General features: G+C 57.3%; 17 protein-coding genes. 9 read left to right on the forward strand and 8 right to left on the reverse strand.

Annotation, left to right across the window (positions count from 1 at the left end; translation table 11 throughout):
• Window positions 1-108 precede the first annotated feature (108 nt).
• From C7436_RS16535 to C7436_RS16570, 8 genes are all read left to right on the forward strand, one after another.
• Window positions 109-675, forward strand: a complete 567-nt coding sequence (locus tag C7436_RS16535) for a GspH/FimT family pseudopilin (RefSeq protein ID WP_121208609.1) — start codon at window positions 109-111, stop codon at window positions 673-675.
• Between the two features lie 147 nt (window positions 676-822).
• Window positions 823-1,305, forward strand: a complete 483-nt coding sequence (locus C7436_RS16540; protein WP_014420604.1) for a GspH/FimT family pseudopilin — start codon at window positions 823-825, stop codon at window positions 1,303-1,305.
• A complete protein-coding gene (gene pilV / locus C7436_RS16545) occupies window positions 1,296-1,796 on the forward strand; it encodes a type IV pilus modification protein PilV (RefSeq protein WP_081698948.1) in 501 nt (166 codons plus the stop codon). The genes C7436_RS16540 and pilV overlap by 10 nt, the downstream gene beginning before the upstream one ends.
• Window positions 1,796-2,929: a PilW family protein gene (locus tag C7436_RS16550; protein ID WP_121208505.1), complete on the forward strand. Its 1,134-nt coding sequence runs from the start codon at window positions 1,796-1,798 to the stop codon at window positions 2,927-2,929. Before pilV ends, C7436_RS16550 begins: the two co-directional genes overlap by 1 nt.
• Window positions 2,926-3,435: a pilus assembly PilX family protein gene (locus C7436_RS16555; protein ID WP_023009257.1), complete on the forward strand. Its 510-nt coding sequence runs from the start codon at window positions 2,926-2,928 to the stop codon at window positions 3,433-3,435. The genes C7436_RS16550 and C7436_RS16555 overlap by 4 nt, the downstream gene beginning before the upstream one ends.
• Window positions 3,436-3,495: 60 nt before the next feature.
• Window positions 3,496-6,900 carry a pilus assembly protein gene (locus C7436_RS16560; protein ID WP_121208506.1) on the forward strand — a complete coding sequence of 1,135 codons (3,405 nt, stop codon included), beginning with the start codon at window positions 3,496-3,498 and terminating at the stop codon, window positions 6,898-6,900.
• 44 nt (window positions 6,901-6,944) lie between these two features.
• Window positions 6,945-7,328, forward strand: coding sequence for a hypothetical protein (locus C7436_RS16565; protein ID WP_121208507.1), 384 nt, complete (start codon window positions 6,945-6,947; stop codon window positions 7,326-7,328).
• Window positions 7,329-7,365: 37 nt separating this feature from the next.
• On the forward strand, window positions 7,366-7,770 hold the full coding sequence (locus C7436_RS16570) for a type IV pilin protein (RefSeq protein WP_014420598.1): 405 nt from the start codon (window positions 7,366-7,368) through the stop codon (window positions 7,768-7,770).
• 29 nt (window positions 7,771-7,799) lie between these two features.
• Here the strand turns inward: C7436_RS16570 and ispH are convergent, their stop codons facing one another.
• The 6 genes from ispH to murJ form a co-directional block, all read right to left on the reverse strand.
• Window positions 7,800-8,753, reverse strand: a complete 954-nt coding sequence (ispH, locus tag C7436_RS16575; protein WP_121208508.1) for a 4-hydroxy-3-methylbut-2-enyl diphosphate reductase — start codon at window positions 8,751-8,753, stop codon at window positions 7,800-7,802.
• Between the two features lie 2 nt (window positions 8,754-8,755).
• Window positions 8,756-9,208 carry an FKBP-type peptidyl-prolyl cis-trans isomerase gene (gene fkpB / locus C7436_RS16580; protein ID WP_014420596.1) on the reverse strand — a complete coding sequence of 151 codons (453 nt, stop codon included), beginning with the start codon at window positions 9,206-9,208 and terminating at the stop codon, window positions 8,756-8,758.
• 5 nt (window positions 9,209-9,213) lie between these two features.
• Window positions 9,214-9,735: a signal peptidase II gene (gene lspA / locus C7436_RS16585; protein ID WP_121208509.1), complete on the reverse strand. Its 522-nt coding sequence runs from the start codon at window positions 9,733-9,735 to the stop codon at window positions 9,214-9,216.
• Window positions 9,735-12,554, reverse strand: coding sequence for an isoleucine--tRNA ligase (gene ileS / locus C7436_RS16590; RefSeq protein ID WP_121208510.1), 2,820 nt, complete (start codon window positions 12,552-12,554; stop codon window positions 9,735-9,737). Before ileS ends, lspA begins: the two co-directional genes overlap by 1 nt.
• 33 nt (window positions 12,555-12,587) lie before the next feature.
• On the reverse strand, window positions 12,588-13,556 hold the full coding sequence (gene ribF / locus C7436_RS16595; RefSeq protein ID WP_011784379.1) for a bifunctional riboflavin kinase/FAD synthetase: 969 nt from the start codon (window positions 13,554-13,556) through the stop codon (window positions 12,588-12,590).
• A gap of 118 nt (window positions 13,557-13,674) precedes the next feature.
• Window positions 13,675-15,261 (reverse strand): murein biosynthesis integral membrane protein MurJ, encoded by a 1,587-nt coding sequence (gene murJ, locus C7436_RS16600; RefSeq protein WP_121208511.1) that lies wholly within the window; start codon window positions 15,259-15,261, stop codon window positions 13,675-13,677.
• A 266-nt stretch (window positions 15,262-15,527) separates the two neighbouring features.
• Between murJ and rpsT the strand changes: the two genes are divergently transcribed.
• A complete protein-coding gene (rpsT, locus tag C7436_RS16605; protein WP_121208512.1) occupies window positions 15,528-15,797 on the forward strand; it encodes a 30S ribosomal protein S20 in 270 nt (89 codons plus the stop codon).
• Window positions 15,798-15,863: 66 nt separating this feature from the next.
• Here rpsT and proB read toward each other — a convergent pair whose 3' ends face one another.
• Together proB and cgtA are read right to left on the reverse strand one after the other, a co-directional pair.
• Window positions 15,864-16,988, reverse strand: a complete 1,125-nt coding sequence (proB, locus tag C7436_RS16610; protein WP_121208513.1) for a glutamate 5-kinase — start codon at window positions 16,986-16,988, stop codon at window positions 15,864-15,866.
• A gap of 30 nt (window positions 16,989-17,018) precedes the next feature.
• The gene (gene cgtA, locus C7436_RS16615; RefSeq protein WP_011784375.1) at window positions 17,019-18,212 is read right to left on the reverse strand and encodes an Obg family GTPase CgtA; all 1,194 of its coding nucleotides are present in this window, start codon (window positions 18,210-18,212) and stop codon (window positions 17,019-17,021) included.
• Window positions 18,213-18,286: the final 74 nt, after the last annotated feature.

Raw genomic sequence — 18,286 nt, forward strand, 5'->3', positions numbered from 1 at the left:
GAAGTAGACTCAGTACTTAGAATCAGGCCAGCGGCCTAGGTTAGGATTGTCAGGCTCTGAACAGGATGTACAGAGCTCATCAGATAACCTCAGACAAGGACGTTCGCTATGCGTTACACAATACGCAGTGGCGGGTTTACGCTTATAGAGCTGACCCTTACGCTATCTATCATGGCCATTCTGGCTACCTTGGCCAGTGTCTCCTGGCCCCAACTGATCACCTCAACGCGCCACACGGATACAGTCAATCAGATCCATCGCATGTTTGCCAGTGCCCGCTCACTGGCCGTCACCCGCAGGACAGTGATCACGGTATGCCCACTTACACCGGCGCAGTCCTGCATCGACGACTGGAACCGACCGGTTCACGTGTTCCTTGACGCCGACAACGACAAGCGTCCGGATAATGGGCGTAGCCATCAGGTTTTCCACCTCAACGACAACCAGGCGAGACTCCATACTCGAACCGCCGGCCGGGGCTACTTCCAGTTCGCTTCAACCGGAATGAGCCGCGGCACATTGGGGAGCATAGTGGTGTGCTCCGGAACCCAGCCAAACGATATCAGAATGAGCTACCTGGCCCTGAATATCGGCGGACGTCTACGCAGCCTCGATGACGAAGACCGGGACGGAACCATCAGGTTACCGTGGGGCACCACCGTGGTCTGTTTCTGATCGCACATCGGGATAGCGGGTACGAGGTCTCATTTTATCAGACGCTCGTACCGCTCATTCCCTGACAACTACCTTTTATCGCAAGACTCATGGACTGTACGACTCATTCTGCTGTAATTGAGGCTGTATTAATGGGCAGGATGGCATATGAGGAACAGAACTGCGGGTTTTACGCTAATTGAGCTCATGGTGACGATGGTCATTCTCGCGCTTGTCGCAACCATCGCCATTCCGGGATTTGGCAGGTTAATCGATAACAACCGACTGGTATCAGGTACCAACCTGCTTGTTTCATCCATCAAGCTGGCCAGATCGGAAGCTATCAAGCGTGGCGAGAACGTGACCCTCAGCACCGATGGCGGGCTCGACAGTGGCTGGTGCGTCCATGAGGGCGGTGCTGCCGGTGATTGCACAAACAACCAGATTCGTGTTTTTGAGGCTCCCGGCAATCTGACGTATACCGAATCAGCGGCCGACATCGTGTTTGACCGCCGAGGTTTTCTGGTACCGCAGGCAGCCCAGACATTTACGGTCGCTCCCGTTGGCTGCGCTGCCGGGGATATACGGTTTCGGACTATTCGAATCAGTCCGGTAGGGCGAACTGAAGTGGAAGACGGAGTATGCCCGTGACGATCAATTCCCTAAATCACACAGTTAATTCGCACAGCCCCATGGCTCTGACCCGCCAGGCAGGTATCGGACTCATTGAGATACTGGTCACCGTCCTGATTCTCGGTATCGGGATTCTGGGCGTCGCATCGACACAGGTGGTCTCCCTGCAGATGAACACGCAATCGCAAAGCCGCAGCCAGGCGGTTCTGCTGGCGGAGGATCTGCTTGACCGAATTCGAGCCAATCCGGATAACATCGCCGGCTACGCACTGGCTCAAGGCGATGCCCAAGGCGCTGATGGCGGCGCCTGCGACACATCCTTCGTCCCGGCAAACGGGAGTGTAGCTGCAAATGATCTGGCAACCTGGGAAAACAACCTGGCTTGCCTGCTCCCGGATGCAGAACGCACAGTTGTCATTGACGGCCTCAACAACACGGTCACTGTGACGATCGACTGGGATCAAAACGACCAGGCAATGAACCCCGTAGTGGTGAGGACTCAGATCTGATGGCGCACACTATCCAAGCAAGAGCTCACACTTCCGCTCCCCGTTGGCAATCCCAGCGCGGACTTTCACTTGTGGAGTTGCTGATTGCAGTTGCACTGGGCCTGCTGTTGACGCTTGGCGTCACACAGATTTATCTGAGCGGAAACGAAACGTATCGCCAAACCCAGGGACTTGCCCATGCACAAGAGAGCGCACGCTTTGTGTCTGCGATCCTCGCCCCGGATTTCCGGTCCGCAGGCAGCTTTGGCTGCCTCGCAGAGATGGGCCGGCCGCTGGACCAGGTTGTCGATAATCGATTGAATGGTGGCCTGCTGATGCCATTGGGGCGGCCCGTCCAGGGCTGGGATTTCAACGGCACAGGACCCAGCGACAGCGTTACCCTTCCCGCCGCTCTGAACACACCGGGTGCGGGCAATTGGTCCTCTGGTAATGCTGGCGCGCAGCTGCCGGCCCAGTTGGCCGGCTCGGTACTGGCCAATTCAGACGTGGTCGTTATAAACGCCCTCACCCCCCTGAGCGTGCCTGTAAACGCAGCGAACCCTCAGAACGGCAACAGCATCAACCTCGTTGATAACTCCGAGGTGCCCGTCAACCGGATCGTACTGGCAACACTGGGAGACTGTTCTGAAGGCGAGTTGTTTCAAAAGAGCAATAACTTCAACTCGAGCTCAGTGACCATGGCAGGCGGCAATGTCATACCAGGCAATAATGGCAACAATTTCAACCTGGCATATGACTCTGAAACACGAGTGTATGAATTTACCTCTATGGCTTACTACATCGGTCAGGGCACCAACGGAGAACCCGCCCTGTTCAGAAGACTGATGACACCGTTAGAACCCCCACAGGAACTCGTGTCAGGGGTCGAGACGCTGCAACTCCTGTATGGCGTCGACACGGTTGGAGACGAAGCCGCAGACGATTATGTTCCCGCCAACCTCGTGGCTAACTGGGATTCGGTTTCAAGCGTCCGATTTGCGGTAATCACCCGCAGTCGGGACGAGGTGCTTGATGAAGAAAACGATCGGTTGTTTGATGTCCTGGGCAGCGAAGTGTCCCAGGCCAACAACGGTGACAGACGAGTTCGACTGGTTTCCGTCGGCACCACCACCATCAGAGGTAGAATGCAATGATTGACGCAGTCTCCCCAGGTTATCCGCTCGCGAATGGCCAGTTTCCTGGACAACAGCAAGGCGCCACCCTGATCGTCGCCCTGGTCATGCTGCTGTTGATATCCCTGCTGGCTATCGGAGGCATGCAGGGATCCATCATGCAGGAACGGATGGCCAGCAACGCCCATGATGGAGCTCTTTCGTTTCAGGCATCCGAAGCAGCCCTGCGACAGGCAGAAGACGATATTCTGAACAGTCTGCCGACACGCCTCACGGCTTTCGATGAGCCGCTGATTGCGACCCCGTGGCTCTGGGATGGCACCAATCCGACTCGCCTGGGCGTTGGTAATGCCGGCCCGGATGTCAGCGCACAGCCGATTTACCACATTGCCCGACTGGCCGATGTCTGCCCGATTGAACCGGGCCAACCCTGCTTTGAGAGGTATATGACAACTGCCCGAGCCCAAGGCGGCAGTGCCGAGGCAGTGACGGTTCTGCAGTCAACCGTTCTGCTACCGCCTCAGTGATAAAGAAAACCATAAACGAACATCAGATTAGGATTGCTCATTCCATCCGGAGAGCCAGTTATGAAAAAGATCTTCCGCAAACGGCTACAGTCGAGAAAGCTGTCAAAGCTGACCACCTTCGGTGTCAGTGCGGCGTTTTCTATCCTGACCGCACAATCTGCGATCGCTCAGGTAAACCTGTCACAAGTGCCACTGTTTCTGAAGGAATCAGTGGATCCCAACCTGGTTTTCATTTTTGACGACTCGGGCTCCATGGGCTGGCGTTTTATGCCAGACGATTTGAGCGGGCGAGCGGGCAACAACTATTACTACTCCAGCCACGTCAATAAAATCTATTATGACCCGTCGGTGACCTACACGCCGCCCTACAAGCCAGATGGCAGTAGCCGGTATCCGAACTCGTCCTACACCAACGCGTGGGTCAACGGTTTTGATCAATCAGAGGGTACGGACGACCTGCGCAATGATATTCGGTTTGACCAGATTGGCAGCATCGAGCAAGGCTTCTATATGCAGTTCAACTCCTCAACGAGTTGTGACAGCAACCCCAGGCAAAACAGTTGTTATACAGCCGTACTGCTAAACAATGCCTCCGCCGAGGAAAAACAGAACTATGCCAACTGGTTTTCCTATTACAGCACCCGGGCATTGGCCGCAAAATCCGGTATAACTGAAGCCTTCTTTGACCTCCCCGAGAACATTAGAGTTGGCTATGGCGCGATCAACGTCAACGGAAGAACCATTGATGGTGTTAACACTGACACGCTGGTGAGCGGGGTGCGTCCGTACACAGCGGCACGCCGACAAACCTTCCTGACCTGGCTGCACGGTAAGAGCATCAATGGCGGCACCCCGTTGCGGACCGCGCTCAAGGACGTGGGTCAGTACTATTCCCGAACCGACAATCGTGGTCCATGGGGTGAAGTGCCCGGCACCAATGACAACACGTCGCATATCGAATGCCGTCAAAGCTTTTCTATCCTTATGACGGACGGTATCTGGAACGGCAGCAGTCCGCAGGTAGGCAATGCGGATGGAACCGGTGGCCCCACCTACAACAATCCCGACCCCAACGGTAAAAACTTCACCTACCAGGCGGTGTCGCCGTTTTCGGACAGCTATTCCAACACTCTCGCAGACGTGGCAATGAAATACTGGAAGACCGATTTGAGAACGGACCTGGCCAATAAAGTGCCGGTTTCTTCGACAGATCCGGCCTTCTGGCAGCACATGACTACGTTTACCATCGGCCTGGGTGTGACCGGCGACATCAAGGAAGCCGACGCGCTGGCCGCACTGGACTCGAGCAAAAATATCACCATTAACTGGCCAGAGCCCGGCGCCGACCAAAGCCCGGATAATATCGATGATCTGCTACACGCAGCCATTAACGGCCGGGGCGGTTATGCCAGCGCCCAAAATCCAACCGAATTCACCACTGAAATCCAGGGCTTCCTGGGCGATGTCATTGCACGTTCTGAAACCTCTGCATCCTCGGCAGCAGTGAGTTCAGCAGTGCTCCGCACCGATTCCCTGGGTTTCTTCGCTGGATTCAGGAGTCAGGACTGGTCTGGAACGTTAACCGCCTTCAATTTTGATCAAGGCTCAGAAGCCTGGAATGCTGAAGAAGTCCTCGCCAGCACTCAACCGCAGGCGCGCAAGCTGATTACCCATAATGGCAGTGCCGGGGTTGAGCTGGAGTTTGCATCGGCCAGCTCGCTGTCGAATCTGTCGACGGCACAGCAGAATGCTCTGAACGCCGACCCTACGCTCAACTCCACCCAGGACAACCTTGGGCACAATCGAATTGCATGGCTCCATGGGGATAACAATGCCCACCCGACGTTAAGAGACCGGCTGGTTCAGGACGACGGTGGCGCCAGCGTTTTGCGCCTGATGGGCGATATCATCAATGCCAACCCTCAGTTCGTGGGTAAAACCAACTATGGTTTCGCCCGGCTCCCGGACCCTGAGGGGGTCGCTTACCGGAATTTCAGGTCCACGTCCTCGTATCAAAACCGTGTCGATGCGCTCTACGTACCCGCAAACGACGGCATACTCCATGCGTTCAATAGCGAAACCGGGGAAGAGTTGTTTGGCTACATCCCCTCCGAGCTATTGCTGCCCTCGGGGTCAAAAACCTACGCACGAATCTCTGAGCTGATGCAGCCCAACTACACCCATAAATATTTCATGGATGGCACACCCCGTGTCCAGGACGCCTACATCGACAAGTCCGGCGGCGGGACGCAGTCCTGGCGCACGGTGCTGCTGGGAGGCATGGGCATCGGTGGAAAAACCGTTTTCGCACTTGATGTCACCAACCCGGGTTCTTTCTCTCCATCGGATGACGTTCTATGGGAGTTTTCACACCCGAACCTGGGCTATGGCGTAACCGATCCGCAGATTTCCCGGCTGGGCGATGGCACTTGGGTGGCCCTGTTCGGCAATGGCTACAATGGCGACAGCGGGCAATCGAGCTTGTTCGTTGTGGATCTTGAGACCGGTACCCTGATCAAAGAAATTCAGACTGGAGCAGGCTCTGCCACCAGCCCCAATGGACTGGCATCAGTGACAGTAACCAGCTTTCCTGAAACCGACCCGGTAACCCGTTATGCCTACGGTGGAGACCTGTTGGGCAACCTCTGGAGGTTTGACTTGACAGGGCGAGTGTCTAATTGGTCCGCGACCAAGGTATTTACAGCGCAAAGTCCAGCGGGAAATAGCCAGCCGATCACTGTGGCCCCGCGCGTGGCGCTTAATCCAAACGACAGCGATGAACTGGTTGTCGCCTTCGGCACCGGTAGTTTCCTCCGCAGCGGGGACGAAGGTGACTACGATATTCAGTCGCTTTATGCCATCAAGGATGATTTGAACAAGAGCGGATTAGCGCGCTCAGACCTGCTGGAGCAAACCATCACCAAACAGGAAAGTATCAGTGTCAGCAAGGCATCCGGAAATGGATCCAATAGCTTCATTGTCCGAGACACCTCCGGCAACAGCCTGACAACCCAAAGTGGCTGGTACCTGGATCTGGCTTATAACGGGAATAAGGTAGGCGAACGGGTGATCAGTCGTGCCACCTTCCCATTTGGTGTTAACCCGGATCGGGTGCGTTTCACGACCGTTATTCCAGACCGCGACCCCTGTGGCAGCGGACGAACAGGGTTTCTGATGGACCTCAGGCTGAGCACAGGTGCGCCCTCAGACACGGCAGTTTTCGACCTGAACAGCGACGGTAAATTCAATACCGGCGATATTACCGGGGGGTATGCGCCCAGTGGTATCCAGGTTGGGTATGGTGGCGAAAACCGGACCATAGCCACGTCCGACGGTGACGCGGAGATCGTCATTCCGGGGCTGGACCCGACTCAGTTGTCACCCGGCGATCCATGCGAGGATGGCTTATGCGCCAGATCGCTCGACACAAACATCGGAAGACAGACCTGGGAGCAGCTTCGTTAAGAAGCTGGTCCCAAAACTGACTCAACCTAGAAACGGGATTGACCATGAAGAATCCGTTCAAGCTTCTCGGCGTTCGCCGAATCAACAAGAAAACCCTAGGCAGTTTAGGCGCCCTATTGGTCGCGATATCCATTTCTTCCGGCCTTCAGGCTCGGGAGGAGATCGCTGACGGCACACCTATGAATACAAATGATCGTTTTTACGAGGGGGCCATAAACGCCATCCACGCTGAGGAATCCATCCTGATCGTCGATGATGAGTCCTTCACGCTCGACAGACTCGTCCAGTTCAGGAATACCGTCTGGTCACGAGAACAGGTGCTGCAGCAAATTCAGCCAGGAGACTCCATCAGACTGGAACTGTCGCCCGATACTGCGGGCGGCTCGGGGCCAACAGTGGCGGTGGGTCTCAGCGTTATACGCGATTGATCCGCCAAAACACATTCCAGAGTAAGGATCTATTACCTTGAAGATTCAATCGAATGCCGGTTTCACATTGGTCGAGCTCATGATCGCGGTTGCAATCATCGCGATCATAGCTGCAATAGCCCTGCCGCTCTACCAGAACCAGGTGGAACAAACCCGACGAACCACAGCCCAGGCAGACCTGTTGGAACTGGCCCAGTGGATGGAAAGACGCTACTCAAACGGCTTTGACTACAGAGATGGTGGGAATAATCCAGTATTGCCCTTCACGCAATCGCCGCAAACAGGCACAGCGTTTTATAACATCAGCTTTTCCGTGAACGCGACGCGCGACACATATACTCTGCAGGCGGTCCCCACGGGTGCTCAAGCCAATGATGATTGCGGCACGCTGACGCTGAACGATGAAGGCGTCAGAGGCGCAGCCCAGGCGGGCTGCTGGTAACATCAAAACGAATTGATAGCCCTTCAGGTTCAGTCGATTTGAAGGGCGTCAATCCTCAGTTCTTTCGGCATCGAGAAGACAATGTTCTCCTCCCGGCCGGAGACTTCCTCGGGTTCTTCCCCGCCCAACTCCTTGAGTCGGGCAATCACGTCGGCAACCAGCACCTCAGGAGCCGACGCTCCAGCAGTGACTCCTACGGCCTTCTTGCCCTCAAGCCATTGCGGCTCTATCTGGGCAGCCTCATCAATCAGGTAAGCAGGCGTGCCCATGCGCTCAGCCAGTTCCCGCAGGCGATTGGAGTTGGAGCTATTGGGGGAGCCCACCACCAGCATCAGATCACAGTCACCGGCCAACTGCTTGACCGCGTCCTGCCGATTCTGGGTGGCGTAGCAGATGTCGTCTTTGCGGGGGCCTTCGATTTTCGGGAATTTCGCGCGCAGGGCGTCGATTACCCGTGCGGTATCGTCCATGGACAGCGTGGTTTGGGTAACGAAGGACAAACGGCTGGCGTCTTTCACTTCCAGCTTTTGCACGTCGGCTTCGTCTTCCACCAGATAGATGTCGCCGCCGTTGCTGTGATCGTACTGGCCCATGGTACCTTCCACTTCCGGGTGTCCATGGTGGCCAATCAGGATGCACTCGCGGCCATCACGGCTGTAACGCATCACTTCCATATGCACTTTGGTGACCAGCGGGCAGGTAGCGTCGAACACTTTCAGGCCGCGCCGGGCGGCTTCGTTCTGTACCGCCTGGGATACGCCGTGGGCACTGAAGATCACCAGTTTGTCGTCGGGCACTTCGTCCAACTCGTCGACAAAGATCGCGCCCCGGTTGCGCAGGTTGTCTACCACGAATTTGTTGTGGACCACTTCGTGGCGCACGTAGATAGGCGCTCCGAACACGTCCAGCGCGCGGTTTACAATTTCTATGGCACGGTCTACGCCGGCACAGAAGCCACGGGGGTTAGCGAGTCGAATGTGCATAATCAGTGTGTCGGCCCTGCTGGTTCAACGTCGATAATCTGAACTTCAAAGCTCAGTGTATGCCCTGCCAGCGGGTGATTAAAGTCCACATCCACCTGGTCACCTTCTACCCGCTTGATCACCCCGGGCAGTTCCTGCTGGCGCGCGTCGGCGAAGGAAATCACCACACCCGGCTCCAGAACCATGTCAGCACTGAATTCGTGGCGCTTGAAGGTCTGGATATTGCTGGGGTTGTGCTGGCCGAAGGCTTTTTCCGGCGGCACTTCAAAGGTTTTGTGGTCGCCGGCTTTCAGGCCCATCAGGTAGGCTTCGAAATTTTCCGGCAGGTTTTCATCACCGATTTCCAGGGTAGCCGGCTCTTTGTCGAAGGTGGAATCCACAGTTTCGCCGTCTTCAAACTTCAGGGCGAAGTGCAGTTTTACTCGGGTTCCCTTATCGATGGGCAGTTCTTTCATGGGGTTCAGTTGCTCCTGTCAGCATCGCCGCTGGCACCAGCGGGGTTGCGGAATGCATCGATGATCATCATGGCAGCACCAATGGTGATAGCGGTGTCGGCCAGGTTAAAGGCAGGGAAATGCCAGTCCTGCCAGTAGAAATGCAGGAAGTCCACCACGTAACCATGCACCACCCGGTCGTATACGTTGCCGATGGCGCCACCGAGGATCAATACGATGGCAATCGCGGTCCAGGTTTCATCGGCTTTGAGTTTTCTCAGCCAGCCCACCAGCACCACACTGACCACGACCGCCAGGGCGACAAAGAACCAGCGCTGCCAGCCGGCGGCATCGGCCAGGAAGCTGAATGCCGCGCCAGTGTTGTGCAGTAGCGTCAGGTTGAAACTGGGCAGTACCGGTACCGGGTCACCGTAGGTCAGCATAGCCGTGGCTATGGCTTTGGTGCCCAGGTCAATGGCGATGACCAGCACCGCCAGCCACAGCCATTTCAGTTTACTGCCAGTGCTTTCAGTCATGACCGCATCCATCAGGCGTATGCACGGGTTTCACCCGGGCCTTCCACATTGGTCACGCAACGGCCACACAGATCGCTGTACTGCTCGTTCTGCCCCACGTCTTCACGGTGGTGCCAGCAGCGTTCGCACTTGGCGTGAGTCGCCGGGGTCACTTTCACCAGCAGACCTTCCAGGTTGGTTTGCTCTACGCCGGCCGCTTCGCTCACCGGCTTAACGGTGGCTTCAGAGGTAATCAGCACAAAGCGCAGCTCTTCACCAAGAAAGTTCAGTCGCTCGGCCAGGCTACCTTCGCAGTAAAGAGTCACTTCCGCGCTCAACGAGCCTTTGATTTCACCTCGGGCACGGACTTCTTCCAGGCACTTGTTGACCGCCTCTTTCACAGCGTAGATTTCACGCCAGTAGTCACGGCCTAACTCGAAGCCCTCAGGCAGCGCAGTCAAGCCCTCGTACCAGGTTTCGTAGAACACGGTGTCGCCGCGCCTACCCGGCAGGTGCTGCCAGATTTCATCAGCGGTGAAGCTCAGGATTGGCGCAATCCAGCGCACCAGGGCTTCGGCTACATGATAGAGCGCGGTCTGGCAGGAACGTCGCGCCAGGCTGTCGGCCTGGGTGGTGTACTGGCGGTCCTTGATGATGTCCAGGTAGAAGCCACCCAGGGTGGCTTCACAGAAGTTGTACACCTTCTGGTAAATCCGAAGGAAGGCATAGTTGCCGTAGTCTTCATGCAGTTCGTTCTGGAGCTGCAGGGCGCGGTCGACCATCCAGCGATCCAGGGCAATCATGTCTTCCGGCGCGACCATATGCTGGTCCGGATCAAACCCGGTCAGGTTGCTCAACAGGAAGCGTGCAGTGTTGCGGATACGGCGATAGCCGTCTGCAGTCTGGCGCAGGATATCCTTGGAAACGCTCATCTCACCGCTGTAGTCGGTGGCAGAGACCCACAAACGCAGGATGTCTGCACCCAGCTCGTTCATGACTTCCTGTGGGGCGATAACGTTACCCAGGGACTTGGACATCTTGTAGCCCTTGGCATCCACAGTGAAGCCGTGAGTGAGCACTTGCTTGTACGGCGCCACGCCATTCATGGCAATGGAGGTTTTCAGGGATGACTGGAACCAGCCACGATGCTGGTCAGAGCCTTCCAGGTACATATCGGCCGGGAACTGGCCCAATTCTTCACGTACCCGCAATACAGAGTCATGGGTGACACCCGAGTCAAACCAGACGTCCAGGGTATCCAGCACTTTTTCGTACTGGTCAGCATCGGCGCCCAGCAGTTCGTTCTCGTCAATGTCGTACCAGGCATCGATGCCGCCGGTTTCCACCGCCTGGGCGACTTTCTCGATCAGCTCCTGGGTGTTCGGGTGCAGCTCCTGGGTTTCCTTATGGATAAACAGGGTGATCGGCACGCCCCACGTGCGCTGACGAGAAATACACCAGTCCGGGCTCTGCTCGAACATGGCCTCGATGCGATTCTGGCCCCAGGCCGGCACCCAGCGCACGCCTTTGATGGCTTCCAGGGCATCGGCGCGCAGGTTAAGCTTGTCCATGCTGATGAACCACTGGGGCGTAGCCCTGTAGATCAGCGGGGTCTTGGTGCGCCAGCAGTGCGGGTAGCTGTGGCGGAATTTTTCCGAGCGTACCAGCTTGCCTTCGCGTTCCAGCGCGGCGCATACCGGCTCATCGGCCTTGTATACGTGCACACCAGCGAATTCGCCGGCCGCGTCGGTATAGGTGCCGTCGGCTTTCACCAGGTTGAGGGTGCCAATGCCGTATTCCTTACCCACCACGAAGTCTTCCATACCATGGTCAGGCGCTGTGTGTACTGCACCGGTACCGGCGTCCAGGGAAACGTGGTCACCCAGCAGCACAGGCACTTGCTTGTCGTACACCGGATGTTGAAGCAACTGGTTTTCCAGTGCGGAACCGGAGACGTTGGCCAGCACTTTGTAGTCTTCCACACCCCAGCGAGCCATGATGCCCTGCACCATGTCCGTGGCCAGAATCATTCGCTCAGCGCCGTGGCCGACATCTAACTGTACCAGTGCGTATTCAATATCGGCACCGATGGACACCGCCTGGTTGGCGGGAATCGTCCAGGGAGTCGTGGTCCAGATCACCAGGGATACATCGCCCTCACCTTCGCTGGTTCCGAAGGTTTTCAGTACGGCGTCCTGATCCACGACAGTGAAGCGCACGTCAATCTGGGTTGAAGTTTTGTCCTGGTATTCAACTTCGGCTTCTGCCAGTGCGGACTGACCAACCACACTCCAGTAAACCGGCTTGAAGCCCCGCACCAGGTGGCCCTTGGCGACGATCTTGCCCAACGCCCGGACAATGCCCGCCTCCACTTTCGGATCCATGGTCAGATAGGGCTTGTCCCACTCACCCATCACGCCCAGGCGGATAAAGTCGGCCTTCTGGCCTTCGATCTGTTTGGTGGCGTAGTCTCGGCAGGCCTGGCGGAAGGTTTTGTAGTCCACCTTCACGCCGGCCTTGCCGATTTCCTGCTCAACCTTGTGCTCGATGGGCAGACCGTGGCAATCCCAGCCCGGCACGTAGGGTGCGTCGTAGCCCATGAAACTGCGGGATTTCACGATCATGTCTTTCAGGATCTTGTTGACCGCATGCCCGATGTGAATGCTGCCGTTAGCGTAGGGAGGGCCATCGTGCAGGATGAACTTCTCACGACCTTGGCGCTGCTTGCGCAGATTGCCGTAAACGTTCAGGTCCTGCCAGTGCTTGATCATGTCCGGCTCGCGCTTGGCCAGGTTACCGCGCATGGGGAACGCGGTTTCCGGCAGATTCAGGGTATGCTTGTAGTCGCTCATGTCTGTGTGCGTACTCTTGGTTGGTCAGTTGAATCAGGTTTCCGGGGTGGCGGGGTTCTCCGCCAACCAGGCCCGGGCATGCTCAAAATCCCGGGCGATCTGTTGCCGAAGTTCGTCAACAGAGTCGAATTTCACTTCGTCCCGCAGGCCATGGCGGAACACGACTTCCAGGTGCTGGCCATAAAGTGTGCCAGCAAAGTCAAACAGGTGCACTTCCAGCGATGGTCGCTTGCCATCTACCGTGGGGCGCAGGCCGATGTTCGCCACGCCATCACGCCATTCCCCGGTATCGAGCCGGGCCCTCACCACGTAAACCCCTCTCAGCGCCGGCATCTGATGCAGCAGGATATTGGCGGTGGGCGCGCCGATCTGCCGGCCCAGCTGCCGGCCATATACCACCCGCCCATGGATCCGGTAAGGGTGCCCCAAGAGTCGCTCGGCTTCCTCAAGTCCGTTCACATTCAGGGCGTTGCGCACCCGGGTGCTACTCACCCGCTCTCCGTCCACGACAACGGTGCGGGTATTCTCAACTGTAAAGCCCCGTTCCTGCCCCACGCTTTGCAACAGCCTGAAGTCGCCGGCCCGGTCGCAGCCGAAGCGGAAGTCGTCGCCCACCACCAGGTGACGAACCCCAAGGCCATGGATCAGCACATCCTCGATAAAGCCCATGCCGGAATAGCTGCGGAAGGTTTCGTCAAAGCGGATACACAGCACCACATCAACGCCTTCGCCAAGCAGAGCTTCAAATTTCTGGCGAAACGGCATCAACCGGGGAGGCGCTTCCGCCCCCTTGAAAAATTCCTGGGGCTGAGGCTCGAAAATCATTACCACAGACGGCAGGTTAAGTGCCTGAGCCTTGCCTCTGACCTGATCGATGATGGTTTTGTGGCCCCGATGAACGCCGTCAAAGTTGCCGATAGTGGCCACGCACCCATCGGCCAGCGGAGAATCCGCACTTCCCGCGATACGCTTGAGATTGGTCAGGCCTCGAATCAGACGCATGTACTGCGAACCCTAATGCTGCCAATGGCTTTCGGCGCGCCGGCGCGAACGCGCGACGCACTGGTGAGAAAACGCGCGATTATACCCCAGGAGCGGGCGTGGTAGAAATGACGATGCCTTACTTCTGGCGGAATTGCCGCACGCGAACACCTGCAAGGGCCAGCGCAACAAAATAGGCGAGAACCCCAGCCACAACCAGAATCGTCATTTCCGAAGCCCTCTGCAGACCAGTAAAGGCCAGCCATTGGCCAACCGGCACGTTCAGCCAGAGGATCACCGCTGCCAGCGCGCTGTTCGCAACCGCCAGCTGCATCAGGAACTTCGGCCAGCCCGACTGGCTTTTCCAGGCGCCTTCCTTGCGAAGTCCGCGCCAGAGCAGATAACCGTTGAGCCAAGCAGAAAGCGATGTCGCCAGCGCAAGCCCGGCATGCGCCAGCGGCACGATCAGCGCCAGGTTAAACACCATATTGGCGACCATGGCGATCACACCAATCTTTACCGGGGTTTTGGTATCTTCCCGGGCGAAAAAACCCGGTGCCAGCACCTTGATCAACATGAACGCCAACAAACCCGCAGAATAGGCCCGCAGACTTTGTGCTGACATCGCGACATCGCGATCGGTCACTTCGCCGTAGTGGAACAGAGTTGCGATCAAGGGCTCTGCCAGCAAAGCCAACGCCAGGGCGGCCGGCACGCCGATCAGCAGAACGGCCCGCACAGCCCAGTCCAGGGTCGCTGCAAACTGGTCCGCAGATGCTGCCGCATGCTTGCGCGACAGACTGGGCAGAATCACCGTGGCGATCGCAATACCGAACACCCCCAATGGCAACTCCGACAAACGGTCGGAATAGTACAGCCAGGACACGCTCCCGGTTTGCAGGAAGGAGGCCAGCACGGTATCCAGTAACAGATTGATCTGGCTGACCGAAACCCCGAACAGCGCCGGCGCCATCAGCTTCAGGATACGGCTTACCCCTTCGTGCCGATAATCGATCCGAGGCCTGGGCAGAAGCCCCAGGCGCATCAGAAACGGCAACTGGAAAAACAGCTGCAAGGCACCGGCAATGAACACACCCCAGGCCAGGGCCATCACCGGCTCATCCATCACCGGTGTGAGGAAAATGGCCGCTGAAATCATCGCCAGGTTCAGTAAGACCGGAGTGAAGGCCGGCACCGCAAACCGGTCATAACTGTTGAGAATGCCACCCGCAAAGGCGGTCAGGGATATCAACAGCAGATACGGAAAGGTAATGCGCAGCATCTCGCTGGTGAGCGCAAACTTGACGTCGTCACCCAGAAATCCTGGCGCAAACACCGCGGTCAGCACCGGCGAGCCGAGCATCGCAACAAGAGTTACCGCCAGAAGCACCAAACCCAGAGAACCGGCCACGGCGTCTACCAGGCGTTTCACTTGCGAAATATCCTGCGTTTCCCGATAGGATGACAACACCGGCACAAAAGCCTGAGAAAACGCACCTTCGGCAAACAGACGCCGGAGGAAGTTGGGAATCTTGAATGCCACGAAAAACGCGTCAGCCCCCGCTCCCGCGCCATAATAGCGGGCAATCACCATATCCCGAACCAGCCCCAACACCCGGGACAGCATGGTCATCATCCCGACCACGCCAGACGATCTCAACAATCCCGGCGCCCTGGGCGGTTCTGACTTCCCTGTTGAGGGTGGCTTTCGTTGTTCGGAAGACATGATTTCGGCGTCCAGAATCCTGAGTGGAAGCTACGGGCCATCTCGGTAATCCACGAGGCGGAGTAACGCCCCCCGGCCAGCCCCAGCGCTGCGATGCCGGAGTGTATCACAGGGCTTTGCAGGCGAGGCACGAACCGTGCGGCGGCCTTGACATTTCGGGCATTCAGCGGCATAGTTCCGCGTCATTTATTTCGACGCGCTGGTTTTGGCGCGCCCGCGATGTAAAAATTTCTTTTTTATAGCAACGAATTTTCAGGAGTTTTACGGTGGCAAATTCCCCGCAAGCCAAGAAGCGCGCTCGTCAGAACGAGAAAAATCGCAAGCATAACGCCAGCCTGCGTTCCATGGCACGCACCTACATGAAAAAGGTCGACGCCAAGATCAAGGCCGGCAACCACGATGAAGCCCAGGCTGCTCTGAAAGAAGCTCAGCCGATCATGGACAGCATGGTCAACAAAGGCATCTTCGCCAAGAACAAGATTGCTCGCCACAAGAGCCGTCTGAACGCCAAAACCAAGGCTCTGAAAAGCGCCTGATTCTGTGCGAAATAAAAAAACCGGCTAATCAGCCGGTTTTTTTGTGTCTGAATCAAGCGAAAAAGATCAAACCACCACCAGATTATCCCGATGGATCATCTCCTCATCGGACACATAACCCAGAACATCATTAATGCGATCACTGGACCGGCCCGAGATGGCCCTGGCTTCATCAGCATCATAGTTAACCAGCCCCCGCGCGATTTCTTTGCCAGTCAGATCGACACAGGAGACCATCTCCCCCCTCCGGAACTGCCCGGACACAGCCTTCACACCCACCGGCAACAGACTCCGTCCACCCTGGCGCAACACCTTCACCGCACCATCATCCAGCGTGAGCTTGCCCCGGGTTTGCAAGTGACTGGCAATCCACTGCTTTCTGGCCGCCAGCCGCCCCTGCTCCGGCAACAGCAAGGTACCAATCACATCACCCTGGCGTAATCGGGCAATCACATGCTCAATCCGGCCACCAACAATCACCGTAAACGCGCCTGAGCGGGCCGCTAACCGGGCCGCCCTCAGCTTGGTCTGCATACCACCGCGCCCGAGCGCTCCGGCACCACCGCCGGCCATGGCATCCAGCTCGCGATCTTCCGCCCTGCGCTCGGTCACAAGCACGGCATCGCCGTGCTTGCGGGGGTCTTTATTAAACAACCCCACCTGATCGGTCAGAATAATCAGACCATCCGCCTCAATCAGATTAGCCACCAGCGCACCCAGGGTGTCGTTATCACCAAAGCGGATCTCGTCGGTCACCACCGTATCGTTCTCGTTCACGATCGGCACCACACCGTAATCCAGCAACGTACGCAGGGTACTGCGGCCGTTCAGGTAACGCTTGCGGTCGGAGAGGTCGTCGTGGGTCAGCAGAATCTGCGCCGTATGGATATCATGGCGCTTGAACTGGGCCTCCCAGGTCTGCACAAGCCCCATCTGCCCCACAGCAGCCGCAGCCTGCAACTCGTGCAAGCGCTGGGGGCGAACTGTCCAACCAAGGCGACTCATGCCTTCGGCGACCGAGCCGGAGGACACCACCACCACCTCCACCCCTTCGGCAATCAGCTCGGCGATCTGATCTACCCACAACCCCAACGCGGCCACATCCAGACCTTTGCCATCATTGGTCAGCAAGGCACTACCGATCTTGACCACCAGACGGCGGGCCTGTCGAAGCTGAAGGCGTTCACTCATGATAGCGCTACAGTCTCTTCCGTTAGTGAGTTATTCCGGTGCGTAAACCACTTCAACGTCGTAATCATCGTCGTCAAAGTCGTCGTCATCATCCGCGTTACGGGCCGCTCTGCGGGCCTGACGATCCGCCTCAATTTTCTGACGGGCCTCTTCGTCCATGCGACGCCTGCGCGCGGCTTCCTGCTCAGCGAAATCGGGATTGTCGGCTTCCTGCTCGGCCTGTTCCTCAATCCAGCGCATCACGGCCTGCACCAGAGGTTTGGTGCCCTCACCACTCAGCGCGGAAATGCGGAACACAGGCCCCTCCCAGCCAAGCTCATCAACAATGGCCTGACAATGGGCCTCGCGATCTTCCTCGGCGACCATATCGACCTTGTTCAGCACCAGCCAACGAGGACGGCTGGCCAGCGTTTCACTGAACTTTTCGAGTTCGTGGGCAATCGCCCTGACCGCGTCGGCCGGGGACGAGCCGTCATAAGGAGCAACATCCACCAGGTGCAGCAACAAGCGCGTCCGGACCAGGTGCTTCAGGAAACGAATACCAAGCCCTGCTCCCTCCGCGGCCCCCTCAATCAGACCAGGGATATCCGCGATAACAAAGCTTTGATGGGCCTGCACACTGACCACACCAAGATTTGGTACCAGGGTGGTGAAGGGATAATCCGCTACCTTCGGGCGCGCGGCGGAAACCGACCGGATGAACGTAGACTTGCCGGCATTGGGCAAACCCAGCAGACCGACATCAGCCAGAACCTTCAGTTCCAGACGCAGATTACGCGCCTCACCCTCAGACCCTTTGGAGGTCTGACGCGGAGCACGATTAACGGACGACTTGAAGCGGGTATTGCCAAGACCGTGAAAACCACCCTGGGCCACTTTCAGACGCTGACCTTCTTTGGTGAGATCTCCCAGCACTTCATGGGTATCCATATCCACCACTGTCGTGCCAACCGGCACCGGCAGCACCAGATCTTCGCCTTTAGTACCGGTGCAGTTACGGCCAGCGCCCGGCTCACCATTCTGGGCCTTGTATTTACGCTGGAAGCGGTAATCAATCAGGGTATTGAGTGCGCTGTCCGCCTCCAGATAGACGGAACCGCCATCCCCACCGTCACCGCCGTCGGGACCACCCTTTGGCACGTACTTTTCCCGCCGGAAGCTCAGGCAACCATGCCCGCCTTTACCGGCTTCAACAATGATGGTGGCTTCGTCTACAAATTTCATACGCCAAATGCCTTTGCATAAACTAAAAAGCCCCGCAGCCTCAAGGAAGCTTTGCGGGGCTCCGGATTCACCTG

The sequence above is a fragment of the Marinobacter nauticus genome (assembly GCF_003634635.1).
Lineage (GTDB): Bacteria > Pseudomonadota > Gammaproteobacteria > Pseudomonadales > Oleiphilaceae > Marinobacter > Marinobacter nauticus.